Below are 18,904 nucleotides of genomic sequence, written 5' to 3' on the forward strand. Positions count from 1 at the left end.
GAGAGATTATGGTTGCGGTAAGAAGTGCGCATTTGAACATGGCTGGTGAATTCGTGCCTGACGCGTGGATTGCTTCGCTTGGTATTGCCAGTCAACAGTCATGTGAACGTTTAGCCGAAACCTGGCGCTATTGTGAACAGCAAACGCAAGACCATCCCAATGCGTTGCTGTTGCTATGGCGCGGTATCGAAATGGTGGAAATTCTTTCCACGCTGAGTATGGACAATGACAGCATGCGTGCTGCCATGTTGTTCCCTCTGGCCGATGCCAATGTGGTGGATGAAGCCACGCTACAGGAACGATTTGGTAAAAATATCGTAGAACTGGTGCATGGTGTGCGCGATATGGATGCAATCCGCCAACTGAAGGCGACGCAGCATGATTCGGTTGCTTCTGAACAGGTGGATAACATTCGTCGGATGTTGCTGGCGATGGTGGAGGATTTCCGCTGTGTGGTCATCAAACTTGCCGAACGAATCGCACACCTGCGTGAACTGAAGGATGCGCCCGAAGAAGAACGGGTGCTGGCGGCCAAAGAGTGCACCAATATCTATGCGCCGTTGGCCAACCGGCTGGGGATTGGTCAGCTTAAGTGGGAATTGGAGGATTTCTGTTTCCGCTATCTGCATCCCGAGGAGTACAAACGTATCGCCACGTTGCTGCACGAACGCCGTATCGATCGCGAGCAGTACATTGATGATTTCGTTAAAACGCTGCGCAATGCGATGAAAGAAGAAAGCGTACAGGCGGAAATCTATGGCCGTCCGAAGCACATCTACAGCATCTGGCGCAAGATGCAGAAAAAATCCCTGTCGTTCGACGAACTGTTCGATGTGCGCGCGGTGCGCATCGTGGTGGAACGCTTGCAGGATTGCTACGGTGCGTTGGGCATTGTGCATACCCATTACCGTCATCTGCCGGATGAGTTTGACGACTATGTCGCCAACCCGAAACCGAATGGTTATCAGTCCATTCATACCGTGGTGTTGGGGCCGGGCGGCAAAACTCTGGAGATCCAGATCCGTACCCGCCAAATGCATGAAGATGCCGAACTGGGGGTTGCCGCCCACTGGAAATACAAAGAAGGCACGGTGGTCGGCGGACGCTCCGGCTACGAAGGCCGCATCGCCTGGCTGCGCAAGCTGATTGCGTGGCAGGAAGAGATGGCGGATTCCGATGAAGTGCTGGATGAAGTTCGTAGTCAGGTGTTTGACGATCGCGTGTATGTGTTCACGCCCAAAGGCGATGTGGTGGATCTGCCCGCCGGATCGACGCCGCTGGATTTCGCCTATCATATACACAGCGATATTGGCCACCGCTGCATCGGCGCGAAAATCGGCGGGCGCATCGTACCCTTTACCTATCAGTTGCAGATGGGCGATCAGATCGAAGTTATCACGCAGAAGCAGCCGAATCCAAGCCGCGACTGGTTGAATCCCAATCTGGGATATATCACCACCAGCCGCGGGCGCTCGAAGATTCATAACTGGTTCCGCAAGCAGGATCGCGACAAGAACATACTGGCTGGCCGGCAGATCCTGGACAGTGAACTTGAGCATCTGGGCATTAGCCTCAAGGCGGCGGAAAAGCTATTGTTGCCGCGTTATAACGTGAACTCGCTGGATGATCTGTTGGCGGGGATTGGCGGCGGCGACGTGCGCCTCAACCAACTGATTAACTTCCTACAATCGCAGCTTAACCAGCCCAGCGCCGAAGAGCAGGATCGCGAAGCGTTGCGTCAACTGACGCAAAAATCCCAGCAGTCGGCAACACGCAGTAAAGATAATGGCCGCGTGGTGGTTGAGGGCGTAGGCAATCTGATGCATCACATTGCCCGCTGCTGCCAGCCGATACCGGGTGATGAGATTATCGGATTCATTACCCGCGGGCGGGGAATTTCCATTCACCGCGCCGACTGCGAACAACTGGACGATCTGCGCGGCAACGCGCCGGAGCGTATTGTGGATGCGGTGTGGGGCGAAAGCTACTCAAGCGGCTATTCGCTGGTGGTGAGGGTGATAGCCAATGATCGCAGTGGTCTGCTGCGTGACATCACCACCATTCTGGCGAATGAGAAAGTCAACGTGCTGGGCGTGGCAAGCCGCAGCGATACTAAACAGCAACTGGCGACCATCGACATGGATATAGAGATCTACAATTTGCAGATTTTGGGCCGCGTATTAGCCAAACTCAACCAACTGCCGGACGTGATTGATGCCCGCCGCCAGCAAGGAGGATGAGTGGAGAACACGATGACGGTATCTGCTATTGAACGCCTGCTTTCCATCATGAAAACCCTGCGCGATCCTGAGCAGGGTTGTCCGTGGGATCGCAAACAGACCTTTGACACCATCACGTCTTACACACTGGAAGAAACTTACGAAGTGCTGGATGCCATCAGCCGCAAGGATTTTGATGATCTGCGTGGTGAACTGGGCGATCTGCTTTTTCAGGTGGTGTTTTACGCGCAGATGGCGCAGGAACAAGGATTGTTCGATTTTTCCGACGTTTGCGATGCCATCAGCGACAAACTGGAACGTCGCCATCCGCATATTTTCGCTGATGCCGATCTCGCTGACAGCGAGGCGGTGTTGGTGAATTGGGAGCAGACCAAAGCGCAAGAGCGTGCGGAAAAAGATCGTCATTCCCCGTTGGACGATATTCCCGATGCTTTACCAGCCTTGATGAAAGCACAAAAAATTCAGCAGCGTTGTGCGTCAGTGGGGTTCGATTGGAACAGTCTGGGGCCGGTGGTCGACAAAGTGTATGAAGAGATCGAGGAAGTCATGCATGAAGCGCGGCAAGCCGTTGTCGATGAAGAGAAACTGGGTGAGGAAATTGGCGATTTATTGTTCGCTACAGTCAATCTTTCTCGTCATCTGGGGCATAAGGCCGAGCGCGCGTTGCAGGCGGCCAATCGCAAATTCACCCGCCGTTTTCGTCAGGTAGAACAGATAGTTAATGCATCCGGTAAAACGCTGGAACAGGCGTCGCTGGAAGAAATGGAAGCCGCGTGGCAAAAAGTAAAAGCACTGGAAAATACGCATTGACCGTTTTTTTTTCGTCAAAGCACTATTTTTTCGGCTTTATTATGATAGTTAAATGATTTTAAATCAGTTATTCAATATTGAGTAGCGGGGTTAGTCCCCTACGGCCTGAGGGTTGGGATCGCCATAATGAGTAAAACGAACATTTGTGGCGTTCAACAGGTTCCGGTATACTACTTTCCCGTCTTGGTTCTTCCATCGTCCTTAAACCTAAACTCTCAGGTTCAGCATGACAACTAATTATATTTTTGTGACCGGCGGGGTCGTTTCCTCTCTGGGTAAAGGCATTGCCGCAGCCTCTCTAGCGGCTATTCTTGAAGCCCGTGGCCTCAACGTTACCATCATGAAACTGGACCCGTATATCAACGTGGATCCGGGCACGATGAGCCCGACGCAACACGGCGAAGTGTTTGTCACCGAAGATGGCGCCGAAACCGATCTTGACCTGGGCCACTACGAGCGTTTCATTCGCACCAAGATGTCGCGCCGCAATAACTTCACCACTGGCCGGATCTACTCCGACGTGTTGCGTAAAGAGCGCCGCGGCGATTATCTGGGCGCCACCATTCAGGTTATTCCCCATATCACCAATGCCATCAAAGAACGCATTCTGGAAGGCGGCGAAGGTCATGACGTGGTGCTGGTTGAAATCGGCGGAACGGTAGGGGATATCGAATCGCTGCCGTTCCTTGAAGCGATTCGGCAAATGGCGGTGGAGGTTGGTCGCGAACATACGTTGTTCATGCATTTGACGCTGGTGCCTTATCTGGCGGCGGCGGGGGAAGTGAAAACCAAACCCACTCAGCACTCGGTAAAAGAACTGCTTTCCATTGGTATTCAGCCGGATGTGCTGATTTGCCGTTCCGATCGCACCGTACCCGCTAATGAGCGTGCAAAAATTGCTTTATTTTGTAATGTGCCGGAAAAAGCAGTAATCTCCCTTAAAGACATTGATTCCATTTATAAAATCCCGTCGCTATTGAAATCTCAGGGCCTGGACGATTATATTTGTAAACGATTCAGCTTGAACTGTCCCGAAGCTGACCTGTCAGAATGGGAGCAGGTGGTTTACGAAGAAGCGAATCCGGGCGGCGAAGTCACCATCGGGATGGTAGGCAAATATGTCGCTCTGCCGGATGCTTACAAATCGGTAATCGAAGCATTGAAGCACGGCGGCCTGAAAAATCGTCTGACGGTGAATATCAAGCTTATTGACTCGCAGGATGTGGAAACACGCGGCGTGGAAGTGCTCAAAGATCTGGATGCTATCCTGATCCCCGGCGGTTTCGGCTACCGCGGCGTTGAAGGCAAAATCATGACGGCGCGCTATGCGCGCGAAAATAATGTCCCTTATCTGGGCATTTGCCTGGGGATGCAGGTCGCATTAATGGAATTTGCCCGTAACGTTGCCGGCATGGATCAGGCAAACTCAACAGAGTTTATGCCAGACTGTAAATACCCGGTGGTTGCGTTGATCACGGAATGGCGCGATGAAAACGGCAACATTGAAGTGCGTGATGAAGCGAGCGATCTGGGAGGAACCATGCGCGTCGGCGGGCAGCAATGTCATCTGACCGAAGGCAGCCTGGTTCGTCAGCTTTACGGCGAGCAGACGATCATTGAACGTCACCGCCACCGTTATGAAGTCAACAACATGCTGTTGAAACCGATTGAAGCGGCGGGATTACGGGTTGCTGGTCTTTCCGCCGACCGCCGACTGGTGGAAATTATCGAGTTGCCGGATCATCCTTGGTTCGTTGCCTGTCAGTTCCACCCGGAATTCACATCAACGCCGCGTGATGGACATCCCTTGTTTGCCGGCTTTGTTAAAGCCGCTGGCGCCTATCAAAAGCGTCAGATGAAGTAAGGATTTTGTCAGCAACGCGCGATCTCAGGATGGCGCGTTGTTCGTCTGAGGTTTTAGTTTAACTTGTACTGAGGAAAATCTAATGTCCAAAATTGTTAAAGTCATTGGCCGTGAAATCATCGACTCACGCGGAAATCCGACTGTTGAAGCGGAAGTTCATCTGGAAGGTGGTTTTGTCGGTCTGGCTGCGGCGCCGTCAGGGGCTTCCACCGGCTCTCGTGAAGCGCTGGAACTGCGCGACGGCGACAAATCTCGTTTTCTGGGCAAAGGCGTGACCAAAGCGGTTGCCGCGGTTAACGGCCCGATTGCCGACGCGGTTCTGGGTAAAGACGCGAAAGATCAGGCGAACATTGATAAAATCATGATCGATCTGGATGGCACGGAAAATAAATCCAAATTCGGCGCCAACGCGATTCTGGCGGTTTCTCTGGCTAACGCCAAAGCAGCAGCGGCATCCAAAGGCCAACCATTGTATGAACACATCGCCGAACTGAACGGCACCCCAGGCAAATACTCCATGCCTCTGCCGATGATGAACATCATCAACGGCGGCGAGCATGCGGATAACAACGTCGATATTCAGGAATTCATGATTCAGCCTGTTGGCGCGAAAACCGTTAAAGAAGCCATCCGTATGGGCTCTGAGGTTTTCCACAACCTGGCTAAAGTGCTGAAATCCAAAGGTATGAACACGGCTGTGGGTGATGAAGGCGGCTACGCGCCTAATCTGGGTTCCAACGCCGAAGCGCTGGCTGTTATCGCTGAAGCGGTGAAAGCGGCGGGTTACGAACTGGGCAAAGACATCACACTGGCGATGGACTGCGCGGCATCTGAATTCTACAAAGACGGCAAATATGTTCTGGCCGGCGAAGGCAACAAAGCGTTCACCTCTGAAGAATTCACTCATTTCCTGGAAGATCTGACCAAACAATATCCGATCGTTTCTATCGAAGACGGCCTGGACGAGTCTGACTGGGACGGTTTTGCTTACCAGACCAAAGTGTTGGGCGACAAAATTCAACTGGTTGGCGACGATCTGTTCGTCACTAACACCAAGATCCTGAAAGAAGGTATCGATAAAGGCATCGCCAACTCAATCCTGATCAAATTCAACCAGATTGGTTCTCTGACCGAAACGCTGGCTGCCATTAAGATGGCGAAAGATGCGGGTTACACGGCGGTAATCTCTCACCGTTCCGGTGAAACCGAAGATGCCACCATCGCAGATCTGGCGGTAGGTACGGCGGCAGGTCAGATCAAAACCGGTTCCATGAGCCGTTCTGACCGTGTTGCCAAATACAACCAACTGATCCGTATTGAAGAAGCGCTGGGCAACCGTGCGCCGTTCAACGGTCTGAAAGAAGTGAAAGGTCAATAATTGCGGTATGTTGCGTGAGTCAGAACTGACTTACGCATAGCGTGATTGACCAATGAATCCAGAAGCGTTAGATCGCTTCTGGATTTTTTTATGTCCGGCGTTCTTCCGCTCTTACCTTTTCCAGTCCTTATATCCCGCCGTCTATCCTGTGATCGTCATAAACGAACCAGGGGTTTTCTTAAGTTAAAATCGTTTTTTATAAAATCTTTGAAGCCGATCGGGTCATTCTTCCCTGGGATGCCAGTGAGCGGCATCCGGTGGCAAAAGTACAAAGGTTTTCGGGAAAGCCGAACGTTACCTTAACTGCAATGGCGGCAGGACATCTGCCAACTTGCAAGCAGTGAGATACAGCGCTTCCTACCCGCCATAACACCTTCATAAATACAATGACCGAGGAAGGATGGGTATGAAAACACGTAAGATCGGGTTGGCTAATTACTTAGCCTATGGCTCGGGCGACTTTCTTGGGGCAGGCACCACCGCGCTGACGGCCGCCTGGTTACTCTACTTTTACACCACGTTTTGTGGCTTAACGCCGATTGAAGCAACCTTTATTTTTGCGATGGCCCGCGTACTGGATGCCGTCGTCAGTCCGTTAATGGGCTTCCTGACTGATAACTTCGGTTCGACCTGGCTGGGTAAGCGTTTTGGTCGGCGTAAATTTTTCATTCTGCTTGGTATCCCCTGTGTCTTCAGCTACAGCTTCATGTGGGTCGGCGACATGGGATATTGGTACTATCTGCTGACCTACCTGCTGTTTGACATCGTGTACACCATGGTGCTGGTGCCGTATGAAACGCTGGTGCCGGAGATGACCGACGATTTCAAACAGAAAACCAAATTCTCCGGCGCGCGTATCGCGTTGGCTCAGTTGTCCGCGATCCTGGCGGCGTTTTTACCAGGGATCCTGCTGGGCTATTTTGGTAAAGACAATGCGGTGTCGTTCTTCTATTCCAGCCTGGTGTTTTCGATTATCTGCGCGGCGGTGCTGACGCTGGTCTATCTCTTCACCTGGGAGCGACCACGCGATCAAATGTCGGAAGCCTCGCGGCGGGCGGAAAAAGAGCGCCAGTCCCTGTCGCTGGTCGATAGCCTGAAACGGTTGAATGTCGAGTTGTTGTCTACATTGCGTATCCGTATTTTCCGTCAGCATCTGGGGATGTATCTGGGCGGTTATATTGCGCAGGACGTGTTCAACGCCGTCTTCACTTACTATGTGGTCTTTGTACTGATGCAAAGCCCGACGGTGGCGTCCAACCTGATGGGCACCATGGCGATCCTGCAATTTATTGCCGTTATCGGCATGATCCCGCTGTGTATCCGTTTCGGCCCCGCGCCATCTTATCGTTTGGTGGTGTGCCTGTTCGGACTGAGCGCCATCTCTTATTCCCTTCTGTGGTATAGCAATCTGCATGATGCCTTCTCGCTGTTGCTATTGATTTCCGCGCTGGCGGGATTAGGCCGGGGCGGGATCAACTACGTACCGTGGAACACGTACACTTATATCGCTGATGTGGATGAAGTGATCACCGCACAGCGTCGTGAAGGCATCTTTGCCGGCATCATGACGCTGACCCGTAAGGCTTCACAGGCCGGTGCGGTGATGCTGGTGGGCGTGGTATTGCAACTGTCCGGTTTTGTGTCCGGGCAGAGCGTGCAGTCGCCGGAGGTCAGCCATACGATTCTGATGATCCTGAGCTTCGGCACGGTGGGCGTGCTGGCGGTAGGATTCCTGGTTTCCCTGCGCTTCAAACTCAACCTTCAGACACATAGCGTATTACGCGAAGAAACGCAGAAGATGCGTGAAGCCGGACGCCCGGTTCCTGAGCGACTTACGCCCGAAGCGCGCGTGGTGGTCGAAATGCTGGCCGGGATGCCGTATGAGTCGCTGTGGGGCAATAATAATATTGGCTACCTGAACCGCAATAAGGCCAATGATCCCATCACCCGCGTTACCCAACCATGAATATTTTAAGCTTTTGAATGATAAATAAAATTGGATGAATGACTATGACTGTATTCAGTGTAAAACATAGCCCGCTGTTACGTCAGCCAGAACATTTCATCTCCCGCGAGGAGTTGAAAGCGCTGATTGGCCGTATTACTCATAATCTGGTGAGTATTGAGGATAAAACCGGTGAATTTTTGTTGCGGCTGGATGATGGCCGGGTAATTGATACCAAAGGCTGGGCGGGTTGGGAATGGACGCATGGCATCGGTTTGTACGGTATTTATCAGTACTACCAGCAAACCGGCGATCAGCGGATGCGGGCCATCATCGATGACTGGTTTAGCGCGCGTCTGGATGAAGGCACGCCGACCAAGAACGTCAACACCGTTTGTCCGTTCCTGACGCTGGCTTATCGTTATGAAGAGACGCGCGATGCCCGTTGGCTGCCTTATCTGGAGCGCTGGGCCGAGTGGGTGATGTACGACATGCCGCGCACGCAAAAGCAGGGCCTGCAACACATTGTTTATAACAATGAAAATACGGAGCAAATGTGGGACGACACGCTGATGATGAGCGTGTTGCCGCTGGCAAAAATCGGCAAGCTGTTGAACCGCCCTGAATTTGTGGAAGAGGCCACTTATCAATTTCTGCTGCATGTCCAGTATCTGATGGATCGTGAAAGCGGTTTGTGGTTCCACGGCTGGACATTTGAGGGGAAACATAACTTTGCCCAGGCGCGTTGGGCGCGTGGCAACAGTTGGCTGACCGTCGCCATCCCTGAGTTTATCGAACTGTTGGAATTGCCGGAACAGAATGCCACGCGCCGTTTTCTATTGCAGGTGCTGGAAAGCCAGATCGACGCGTTGGCGAAATATCAGGACGATAGCGGTCTGTGGCATACGCTGCTCGATGATCCCGCGTCATATCTTGAAAGCTCGGCAACAGCCGGTTTTGCTTACGGTATTCTGAAAGCGGTGCGTAAGCGCTATGTGGATACATGCTATGCGTCGGTGGCGGAAAAAGCGATCCGCGGCGTGATTGGCAACGTGAATACCGAAGGAGAACTGGTTCAGGTGTCATTCGGCACGGCGATGGGGCAGGATTTGGATTACTACCGTCAGATCCCGTTGACCTCCATGCCTTACGGACAAGCGATGGCAATCCTTTGCCTGTCGGAATATCTGCGGGTTTATCTGTAATCATTGCGCAGCACAGCTTGAAGGCGCCCTGCGCAGTAAGCGGTTAGCGTGCTAATCCGCTCAGACTGTAATTAGCCGGAACCCAGCGATAGCCGTCATTGCCGGGTTCGGCTTTGATATGGCCGATGCCGGGGAATGAAATGTGCGCACTGGCCACCCAGAATCCCTGACTGGCCGCATCAGCCAGCAGTTTGGCGCGCGCGCTGGCGGCGGCATCCATATCGGAGTCAAAATTGATGGTGGTGGCGGGAAGCGCCATTTGTACCGCTTCCGCGTGGATGGTGTCGCCCCACATCAGCATCTTCTTACCGTCGCTTTCCGCCCGATACGCGGTGTGTCCCGGCGTGTGGCCGACAGCGGGCTGCGCGATAATGCCGGGATGAATGGTTTCGTCACTGGAAAAGGTTTTCAATTTGTTGGCGGCGATAATTGGTCGGAAAATTTCTTGTGCGCGTTGAAAAGCGGGTTTGCGATCTTCCGGGGCCTGTTTCAGATTTTCTTCGCTGAGCCAGTAATCGGTTTCCTGCTTATTGACGTAAACAGTGGCGTTCGGATAAGCCAGTTTGCCTTCGTTAAGCAGGCCGCCAATGTGATCGCCGTGCAGATGGGTCAGCAATACCGTATCCACCTGTTCCGGTTTATAGCCCGCCGCTTGCAGATTACTCAGGATTTTCCCGACGGTAGGGTTGGCTTGTTTACCATTGCCGGTATCGACCAGGATCAGGTTCTTGCCGGTATTGATCAGAAAAGTATTGATCGAGGTTTCCACTGGCGAGGTCAGTGATTTTTCCGCCAGCAGTTCGGTTATTTTTTCCGGCGGGATACGGGCCAGCAATTTATCCATCGGCAGGGTATTGGTGCCATCGGATAAGGCGGTTATTTCAAACTGGCCCAGCATCATCCGGTAATAACCTGGTTGGGTTTTTACCTGGGCCACGCTTTGCGCCTGTGTAAATGCCGGAGAGCATGCGAACGCCAGTAATAATGTTAACGGCTGCAATAACTTCATATATTTCGTTCCTTGTTGATAAGGCAGGTGAAAAAGATCAGCAGATTGATTATTGACTGCGTTGGGCGATTACTCAAATGAAATACCTCAGGCACGCCCGGTTTGGCGAGTTGACCTGCGATCTGCGATAATGGTTTTTTGAGCAGGCGTGATCGTAAAACAGGATAGTAGGCAAACATGCAGTACCCGATTAATGAGGTGTTCCAGACGTTGCAGGGCGAAGGCTATTTTACCGGCGTACCGGCGGTCTTCGTGCGATTGCAGGGGTGTCCTGTGGGCTGTAGCTGGTGCGATACCAAACACACCTGGGACAAGCTGGCCGATCGGGAAACCTCGCTGGACGAGATCATCGTCAAAACACAGGAAAGCGATGTCTGGGGCGCCGCCAGTGCCGAGGATATTCTGGCGTTGATGACGGGGGCAGGCTATACCGCCCGTCATATCGTGATCACCGGGGGCGAACCCTGTATTCATGATCTGGCGCCGCTGACATTGTCGCTGGAAAAGCATGGGTTCAGTTGTCAGATCGAAACCAGCGGGACGCACGAGGTGCGTTGCTCCGCCAAAACCTGGGTCACGGTGTCGCCCAAGGTGAATATGCGCGGCGGTATGAAGGTGCTCGATCAGGCGTTGCAGCGGGCGGATGAAATCAAGCATCCGGTTGGCCGGGCGCGGGATATCGACGCGCTGGATGAATTGCTGGCGCGTCTGCATGACGACAAACCGCGGATTGTGGCATTACAGCCGATTAGCCAGAAAGATGAGGCGACCAGACTGTGTATCGAAACCTGCATTGCCCGCAACTGGCGGCTTTCCATGCAGACGCATAAATATCTGAACATTGCCTGAGGGCGGCGTGGGGCGGGCGCCTCATGCCGTCTTCACTTATTCTCCGCGGTAAACGCAACCCGCGGTGCAGGTTTCCTTCACCATCACCGCGCTTAATGGCGGCAACGCGGATTTCAGTTGTTGCCATATCCAGTGCGCCAGCACTTCGCTGGTAGGGTTCTCCAGACCGGGAATATCATTCAGATAATGATGATCCAGCTTTTCCCAAGTCGGTTTAAACGCGGCTTTTAATTCGGCAAAATCCATTACCCAGCCGGTCTGCGGATCAACCTCGCCGGTAATTTCCAGCCGAACCATAAAGGAATGTCCGTGCAGACGACCGCACTTGTGTCCGGCCGGCACATGAGGCAGGCGGTGAGCGGCTTCAAACTGAAAATCTTTAAATAGCGTTGTGACCATGATGATGTTCTCAGGTTCTTTCAATAAATGCTGTCAAAAAAACCATCGTATACTACCGGAAATTGCAGCGTGAAGCACGCGCCGTCACTGCTCAGTAAACCCGCGGCCCTGATCATTCAGGGCTTAGAATAATGTCGCCAGCCGCAGATTAAAGCGTCTGTCTTCCTCGAAGCCTTGGCTGACATGCAGATCCCTGCCGACTTGCGCCTGTACCTGTAAGGTTGGAGTAATAAAATAGGTTGCCGTCAGCCGGGCATAGGTCGTGCGAAGCGCGTCATTTTGATCGGCGCCATCAATCGAGCTTCTTGCGCCATCAATGTAACCCCCGCCGAAACCCAGCGCCAATTGAGGCGTCAACTGGTATCTCATGTATGCCTGGTATTCATAGCGAGGCTTCTGTTTCTGTGTCTGCGCGTTCGGACCGTATTCATTATTATCCGTCACCCAGGAAACATCCGCGGCGGTATCAAGCGCCCATTTATCGGAGACGCGATGGATCCAGGCGCCTTGCAACAGAAACCGCCAGCGATTCTCTCCCATATTGAGCGCATCATTGCGGTCATGGCTGCCAGTCGGCAGATACAGATAAGGGCCAAAGGCGAGAATATCGTTTGACGCGGTATTCAGCCGTATTTTTACCGGCGCGCCCAACACCAGATCGCCTATGCCGGAGGTTTTCCCCAGTGCCTGCGCCTCTCCCGAAGCGGCCATTCGCCCGAAAGGAAGAATGACCTGTGGACTTATCGATATGTTGTCATTCAACCCGATCGCGTGAATAACACGCAGCATACCGATATCGGAATTCAGCCGGTAATTATCCGAGAGTTTTTTTCCACTCAGATAAAAATCCGTACGCTCGGCGTGCTGGTAGTAAAGCAACAGCATGGTGGTTTGCGCCGGCAGTGGCTCATAATCGCCCGGTGTGATTTCAAGCGCGCTGGCGTTTGGGATACAGGCATTGCCTGACAATAATAAACCCGCAAAAATGACAGAACGATTTTTTTTATTCATTTTCGATATTCCTTAATAAATGAGTCCGCCTGGTTAAGCAGACCACGCCGGGAGGGGCGGCTGGTCATGTCCGGCGTGGCGGCCGGTTCATACTGGGAATACGCAGTTGCGCAGGAAGGAACGACGCTACTTACTCTCTTTCTCCTGGAATGAGGAGAATGGTTCCAGATACGCGTCATCCTCTTCTTCCAACGCGGCGGGATTGATTTCCTGCATCGGACTTCTCGCCCGGCGATCAATAAGCAGACGCGTCACGTCGGGGCGCGAATAGTGTCCCACCGGGTCGGCGGCGGATTTGGCATAGATGATCGCAGCGGGATCAAGGGTCGCCAACAGTAATCCTTCCTCATCTTCAGCTAACGGCGTTGCCAGTTCGCTGCCATCAGGCCCAAAAATTCTCGCGTGACCGCCGCCAGCCTGAAGCAGCGACAGTTTGGCATCGTCATTGCACAGCATCGCTATCATCTCAGGTGAAACAATGGCGCAAGGGGCGATGACAAAGCATTGACCTTCGGCGGCGTAAACCCGCGAGGCCGCCACATTGACTTCCGGACCCAGCGCCGCGGTAGCCTTGGTATACACGCTAAAGCTCGGCCAGGCGGCAATGTGAATTTGTTCGTGTTGCGCATACAGCGCATAGCGGGACAGCGGTTGCAGATGCTCCCAACAGCACAGCGCACCTATAATGCCCAGCGGGGTATTGAAGGTTCTCAGGGAGGAGCCATCACTTTCACCGAATAACGTGCGTTCGACATGTGTGGCTTTCAGTTTGCGGCGTGTCGCTACCGTGTTGCCCTGATCGTCGATAATCCATTGGCCGATATATAGGCTGCCGACGTCGCGTTCACTGTAGCCCAGCACCACCCAGATCCTGGATTCACGGGCCGCATCGCTGATGCGTTTGGCCTGAACGCTATCCAGAATCAGTGAGTTTTCATGATAGCGGCGTACCAGCGGCATGTTTGCTGCCGGCGAATCCAGCCATAAAAACCAAGGGTAACCAGGTATCCACGTTTCAGGAAACGCGATCAACTGCGCGCCCTTTCGTGCGGCCTCTTCAATCAAGGCAATGGTTTTTTCTACTGTGGCATCCAGATCCATAAATACCGGGGCGGCCTGAACACAAGCGACAGTAATGGGGTTTTGCATGGTCTTCTCCTTAAACGGTATCGATAAACGTACCATCACGTTGTACCGTGATTTACCGCGGGTTCAGTAGGACGAGACGGAAGTAAAAATTGACTGAGGAAGAAGGAGATACAGGCATGGATTTTGCTAAGATTGGGTTGTCCAATCACTTTCTTCCGGGGGGATCATGCCTGTTGCAGTTGATCATCGTTTCGATACGGATAGCGTAGCCATGCATGAACGTAAGGATTACTGGCGGGAGGTGGTGTGTGAAACCTTTGTGCCGTTACACTGTGAATTTCTGAAGCATGATGCTTTCTCTGGACGTATACAAGTGCAGAATCTGGCAAGCATTTCGCTGGTCGATGTCAGCGCGTCACGCCAGAAAGTGCTGAGAAACAAGCAGGAGATAGCCCGCAGCAGGGAAGAATTTATTTTGTTGAGTATGGTGCTTTCCGGTCGTTCCCTCGTGGTTCAAGGGGGACGGGAGGCGCTGCTGACGCCCGGCGACTTCGCTCTTTACGATACCAGGAGCCCGTATGAACTGCACTTTGATGGGGCATTCCGACAAATGGTAGTGCAAATCCCGCGTGCGGAATTGCACCGTCGTGTCGCCGGTCTTGAATATTTAACCGCGCTTACCTTGTCCGCTAACCGTCCGATGGAAAAGCTCACCTTTGATTTTCTTCACGGTCTATGGTCGGTACATCATAGCCTGGGTGAAGCGCCGCAACTGCATCTGAAAGAACAGGCGCTCGATCTACTGGGTATGGTGCTGGCTGAACGTGTCCCTCGGTCTTTGCCTGAGAAACCGACAAATATGGCGCTCTTGTACCGAATGAAAATGGCGATACAGGATCGTCTGAGTGATCCGCAGTTGTCGCTGACGGTTCTGGCCTCAATGTTTGGTATATCAACCCGCTATGCCAGTATGCTGTTTGAAAGCGAAAGCACCACGTTTGGCCGCTATCTGCTCCATTGCCGTCTTGAACGTTGTGCCAGAGAATTACGCGCGCCCGCGCAGAGGCAGAGAAAGATCAATGAAATCGCTTTTCATTGGGGATTCAGCGATATTTCTTATTTCAGCCGTGTGTTTAAGCAGCGGTTCGGTATGTCTGCGCGTGAGTTTCGTCTTAATCATAATTAATTGTTGTGACGCCCAGGGCAACCCTCGACCCGCCTGACGTTGTCGCTATAACCGCAAACGACTGATTTCCCGGTCGGCATCCAAGCGTGATACCGGGTTTATTTCCGCATAAACCGGGCTCATCGCCGCCACTTTCCCTCTTTTCGCCATCCGAAATCATCTGCCTATAACACTTTAAGCAATAAGGATTATCAGAAAAACCATTTAGTCATTTTGGTTATTTAATATTTCTATCATTTCTTTAATTGTTAAGATGCGGATGGTTAACCTTATGGGCAATTCATCTTTTTATTTCACTTATTTGCATGAGTGGCGGTTAGAGACAAGGAAATAGCGATCATAATGAAAAATCCGGTTTCTCCTACTTCATTGCTCCCGTTGAGCGCGGAGCAATTAGCACGTTTGCAGGCGGCGACCGGTGATTTTTCGCCTGCCCAGCTTGCCTGGTTATCCGGCTATTTTTGGGGGCGGCTGCAAGCGCCCGTCGAACAGTCAGAGGTTGCGAATGCGGGCGCATCCGCGGTCAGCGCCGCGCCGCTGCCGGCGATCACGCTGATTTCAGCCTCCCAGACCGGCAATGCGCGTCGAGTGGCCGAACAACTGCGCGACGATTTACTGGCGGCGAAGCTGACGGTCAATCTGGTGAATGCCGGCGACTATAAATTCAAACAAATCGGTCAGGAAAAACTGTTGCTGGTGGTGACATCGACGCAGGGCGAAGGGGAACCGCCGGAAGAAGCGGTGGCGTTGCACAAATTCCTGTTCTCCAAAAAAGCGCCGTCGTTGAAAGAGGCGGCGTTCGCCGTCTTTGGTCTGGGCGATACGTCATACGAGTTTTTCAGCAAGGCGGGTAAGGATTTTGATCACCGTCTTGCCGAACTGGGCGCCGAGCGGTTGCTGGATCGCGTTGATGCGGACGTGGATTATCAGACCGCCGCGCAACAGTGGCGACGCCAATTGGTGGATATCCTGCAAGCGCGTTTGCCCGCGCAGAGTGAGGCCGCGCTCCAGGCTAGTAGCCGCGGCGCGCTGGATGAAATCACCAGTAGCCCTTACAGCAAAGCGGCGCCATTGCATGCGGCGTTTTCCGTTAATCAGAAAATCACCGGACGCAATTCAGAAAAGGATGTGCGTCATATTGAGATCGACCTGGGTGATTCCGGTTTGCGTTATCAGCCAGGCGATGCGTTGGGCGTGTGGTTTGAAAACGATCCGGCGCTGGTGCGGGAAATTCTTGAATTGTTGTGGCTGAAAGGCGATGAGCCAGTGAGTGTCGAGGGCAACACCCTGCCGTTATCGCAGGCGCTGAAAAGCCATTTTGAACTGACGCAGAATACTGCGCCGATGGTTGAAAAGTATGCCTTGCTGTCGCGTGATGAAGCATTGCTGGCGCTGGTGAGCGATAAGCCCGCGTTGCAGCAGTTTGCCCAACGCACCCCGTTGGCGGACATGGTGCGTCAGGCGCCGACGGCGTTGACGTCTGAACAGTTGATTAGCCTGTTGCGTCCGCTGACGCCGCGTTTATATTCCATCGCTTCCTCACAGGCGGAAGTGGAAAGCGAAGTGCATATTACGGTAGGCGTGGTGCGTTATGAGATTGATGGTCGCGCGCGGACCGGCGGCGCGTCCGGCTATCTGGCCGACCGCCTCAACGAAGACGATGAAGTGCGGGTATTTATCGAGCATAACGACAATTTCCGCCTGCCCGCCGCCCCGGAAACGCCGGTGATCATGATTGGCCCCGGTACGGGGATTGCGCCGTTTCGGGCTTTCATGCAGCAGCGTGAAGCTGAGGGCGCTACAGGCAAAAACTGGCTGTTCTTTGGCAATCCGCACTTTACCGAAGATTTTCTGTATCAGGTTGAATGGCAGCGCTATGTGAAAGAAGGGCTGCTGACCCACATCGATCTGGCGTGGTCACGCGATCAGGCACACAAAGTGTATGTACAGGACAAACTGCGGGAAAAAGGCGCGGAAGTCTGGCGCTGGCTTCAGGAGGGCGCGCATCTGTATGTCTGTGGCGATGCCAACCGCATGGCGAAAGATGTCGAACAGGCATTACTGGACGTGGTGGTTGAGCACGGCGGCATGGATATCGAGCAAGCCGACGAATTTTTAAGTGATCTGCGCCTTGCGCGCCGTTATCAGCGAGATGTGTACTAATGAGCGAAAAGTCAGTCTTAGATGAACAATCGGCGGCGGATGACAAGCATCCCGGTCCGTTGGTGGTAGAAGGGAAACTTGCTGACGCCGAACGGCTGAAACAGGAAAGCAATTTTCTGCGCGGCACTATTGCCGACGATCTGACGGATGGTCTGACGGGCGGCTTCAATGGCGACAACTTTTTACTGATCCGCTTTCACGGCATGTATCAGCAGGATGACCGCGATATCCGCGCCGAGCGCGCCGAGCAGAAGCTGGAGCCGCGCCATGCGATGATGCTGCGTTGTCGCTTGCCGGGCGGTGTGATCACGCCGCAACAATGGCTGGGCATCGATAAATTCGCCGCTGAAAACACGCTGTACGGCAGTATTCGTCTGACCAACCGCCAGACATTCCAGTTTCACGGCATTCTCAAGCCGAATGTCAAGCCGGCGCACCAGATGCTGAACCGTCTGGGGCTCGATTCGCTGGCGACCGCCAATGACGTAAACCGTAACGTATTGTGCACCTCGAACCCGGTGGAGTCGGAACTGCATCAGCAGGCGTATGAGTGGGCGAAAAAGATTTCCGAGCACCTGTTGCCGCGCACCCGCGCTTACGCTGAAATCTGGCTGGATCAGGAGAAGGTCGCCACCACTGATGAAGAGCCGATTCTGGGGGCGACCTATCTGCCGCGTAAGTTTAAAACCACCGTGGTGATCCCGCCGCAAAACGATGTGGACCTGCACGCCAACGATCTGAATTTTGTGGCGATTGCCGATAATGGGCGTCTGGTGGGGTTCAACGTGCTGGTGGGCGGCGGGCTTTCCATCGCGCATGGCGACAAGGCGACTTATCCGCGCACCGCCAGCGAATTGGGCTACATTTCCATTGAGGATACGCTGGCGGTTGCCGAAGCGGTGGTGACCACGCAACGTGACTGGGGTAACCGCACCAACCGTAAGAATGCCAAAACCAAATACACGCTGGAGCGTGTGGGGGTCGATACCTTCAGGCAGGAAGTGGAAAAGCGCGCCGGTATAACTTTTGGCGCGGTACGGCCCTATGTATTCACCGGTCGCGGCGATCGTATCGGCTGGGTGAAGGGCATTGATAACAAATGGCATCTGACGCTGTTTATCGAGAATGGTCGTATTCTGGATTATCCGGGGCGTCCGCTGAAAACCGGTCTGGCGGAAATCGCTAAAATTCATAAAGGCGATTTCCGTCTGACGGCGAACCAGAACCTGATCGTCGCTGGCGTGTCAGCGCGGAATAAGGCGAAAATCGAAACGCTGGCGCGCGAACACGGTCTGATGGATGATGACGTAAGCGAACAGCGTAAAAACTCAATGGCCTGCGTGTCGTTTCCGACCTGTCCGCTGGCGATGGCGGAAGCCGAGCGTTTTCTGCCGTCGTTCGTCACGTACGTTGAAAATATCATGCAGCGGCATGGCGTGGGCGATGAGCATATCGTACTGCGCGTCACTGGCTGTCCGAATGGCTGTGGTCGGGCGCTGCTGGCGGAAATCGGTCTGGTGGGGAAAGCGGTTGGACGCTATAACCTGCATCTGGGCGGTAATCGCGAAGGCACGCGTATTCCGCGCATGTACCGCGAAAATATCAATGAAACCGAGATCCTCGGCGAAATTGATCGGTTAATCGGCCTGTGGGCGAAAGATCGTCTTGAGAATGAAGGTTTTGGCGATTTCACCATCCGCAGCAACATCATCAAGCCGGTGCGCGATCCCGCCCGTGATTTCTATGACTGACAGGA

The 18,904-nt window shown here is 53.3% G+C and carries 14 protein-coding genes; 10 read left to right on the forward strand and 4 right to left on the reverse strand.

Translation table 11 applies throughout. From position 1 onward, the window contains the following. The first annotated feature begins 8 nt into the window (after positions 1-8). From relA to bglB, 6 genes are all read left to right on the forward strand, one after another. The gene (gene relA, locus NC856_RS06655; protein ID WP_264089637.1) at positions 9-2,240 is read left to right on the forward strand and encodes a GTP diphosphokinase; all 2,232 of its coding nucleotides are present in this window, start codon (positions 9-11) and stop codon (positions 2,238-2,240) included. A 12-nt stretch (positions 2,241-2,252) separates the two neighbouring features. After that, a complete protein-coding gene (gene mazG, locus NC856_RS06660) occupies positions 2,253-3,050 on the forward strand; it encodes a nucleoside triphosphate pyrophosphohydrolase (RefSeq protein WP_264089638.1) in 798 nt (265 codons plus the stop codon). A gap of 226 nt (positions 3,051-3,276) precedes the next feature. Then, a complete protein-coding gene (pyrG, locus tag NC856_RS06665; protein ID WP_264089639.1) occupies positions 3,277-4,914 on the forward strand; it encodes a glutamine hydrolyzing CTP synthase in 1,638 nt (545 codons plus the stop codon). A gap of 82 nt (positions 4,915-4,996) precedes the next feature. Continuing rightward, positions 4,997-6,292: a phosphopyruvate hydratase gene (eno, locus tag NC856_RS06670; RefSeq protein ID WP_113868108.1), complete on the forward strand. Its 1,296-nt coding sequence runs from the start codon at positions 4,997-4,999 to the stop codon at positions 6,290-6,292. A gap of 406 nt (positions 6,293-6,698) precedes the next feature. Further along, positions 6,699-8,258 (forward strand): MFS transporter, encoded by a 1,560-nt coding sequence (locus NC856_RS06675; protein ID WP_264089640.1) that lies wholly within the window; start codon positions 6,699-6,701, stop codon positions 8,256-8,258. Between the two features lie 44 nt (positions 8,259-8,302). Then, positions 8,303-9,442 carry a beta-galactosidase BglB gene (gene bglB / locus NC856_RS06680; RefSeq protein ID WP_264089641.1) on the forward strand — a complete coding sequence of 380 codons (1,140 nt, stop codon included), beginning with the start codon at positions 8,303-8,305 and terminating at the stop codon, positions 9,440-9,442. 43 nt (positions 9,443-9,485) lie between these two features. On the opposite strand, the gene NC856_RS06685 is transcribed toward bglB, so the two are convergent. Next, positions 9,486-10,451 carry an MBL fold metallo-hydrolase gene (locus tag NC856_RS06685; protein ID WP_264089642.1) on the reverse strand — a complete coding sequence of 322 codons (966 nt, stop codon included), beginning with the start codon at positions 10,449-10,451 and terminating at the stop codon, positions 9,486-9,488. 177 nt (positions 10,452-10,628) lie between these two features. Between NC856_RS06685 and queE the strand changes: the two genes are divergently transcribed. After that, complete coding sequence (queE, locus tag NC856_RS06690; RefSeq protein WP_264089643.1) at positions 10,629-11,300, forward strand: 7-carboxy-7-deazaguanine synthase QueE; 672 nt, start codon at positions 10,629-10,631, stop codon at positions 11,298-11,300. A gap of 36 nt (positions 11,301-11,336) precedes the next feature. On the opposite strand, the gene queD is transcribed toward queE, so the two are convergent. The 3 genes from queD to NC856_RS06705 all read right to left on the reverse strand — a co-directional run bounded on the left by queD (position 11,337) and on the right by NC856_RS06705 (position 13,859). Further along, positions 11,337-11,702, reverse strand: coding sequence for a 6-carboxytetrahydropterin synthase QueD (gene queD, locus NC856_RS06695; protein ID WP_264089692.1), 366 nt, complete (start codon positions 11,700-11,702; stop codon positions 11,337-11,339). Positions 11,703-11,822: 120 nt separating this feature from the next. Beyond that, positions 11,823-12,710 carry a transporter gene (locus NC856_RS06700; protein WP_264089644.1) on the reverse strand — a complete coding sequence of 296 codons (888 nt, stop codon included), beginning with the start codon at positions 12,708-12,710 and terminating at the stop codon, positions 11,823-11,825. Between the two features lie 126 nt (positions 12,711-12,836). Then, positions 12,837-13,859 carry a carbon-nitrogen hydrolase family protein gene (locus tag NC856_RS06705; RefSeq protein WP_264089645.1) on the reverse strand — a complete coding sequence of 341 codons (1,023 nt, stop codon included), beginning with the start codon at positions 13,857-13,859 and terminating at the stop codon, positions 12,837-12,839. A gap of 166 nt (positions 13,860-14,025) precedes the next feature. Here NC856_RS06705 and NC856_RS06710 point away from each other — a divergent pair, with 166 nt between their 5' ends. The 3 genes from NC856_RS06710 (at position 14,026) to cysI (ending at position 18,899) form a co-directional block, all read left to right on the forward strand. Further along, entirely contained in the window at positions 14,026-14,985 is a 960-nt protein-coding gene (locus NC856_RS06710) for an AraC-like ligand-binding domain-containing protein (protein ID WP_264089646.1), read from the forward strand. A gap of 342 nt (positions 14,986-15,327) precedes the next feature. After that, positions 15,328-17,148, forward strand: a complete 1,821-nt coding sequence (gene cysJ, locus NC856_RS06715; protein ID WP_264089647.1) for an NADPH-dependent assimilatory sulfite reductase flavoprotein subunit — start codon at positions 15,328-15,330, stop codon at positions 17,146-17,148. Beyond that, positions 17,148-18,899: an assimilatory sulfite reductase (NADPH) hemoprotein subunit gene (gene cysI / locus NC856_RS06720; RefSeq protein ID WP_264089648.1), complete on the forward strand. Its 1,752-nt coding sequence runs from the start codon at positions 17,148-17,150 to the stop codon at positions 18,897-18,899. The genes cysJ and cysI overlap by 1 nt, the downstream gene beginning before the upstream one ends. Positions 18,900-18,904: the final 5 nt, after the last annotated feature.

The sequence above is a fragment of the Brenneria izbisi genome (genome assembly GCF_025840185.1).
Classification (GTDB): Bacteria; Pseudomonadota; Gammaproteobacteria; order Enterobacterales; family Enterobacteriaceae; genus Brenneria; species Brenneria izbisi.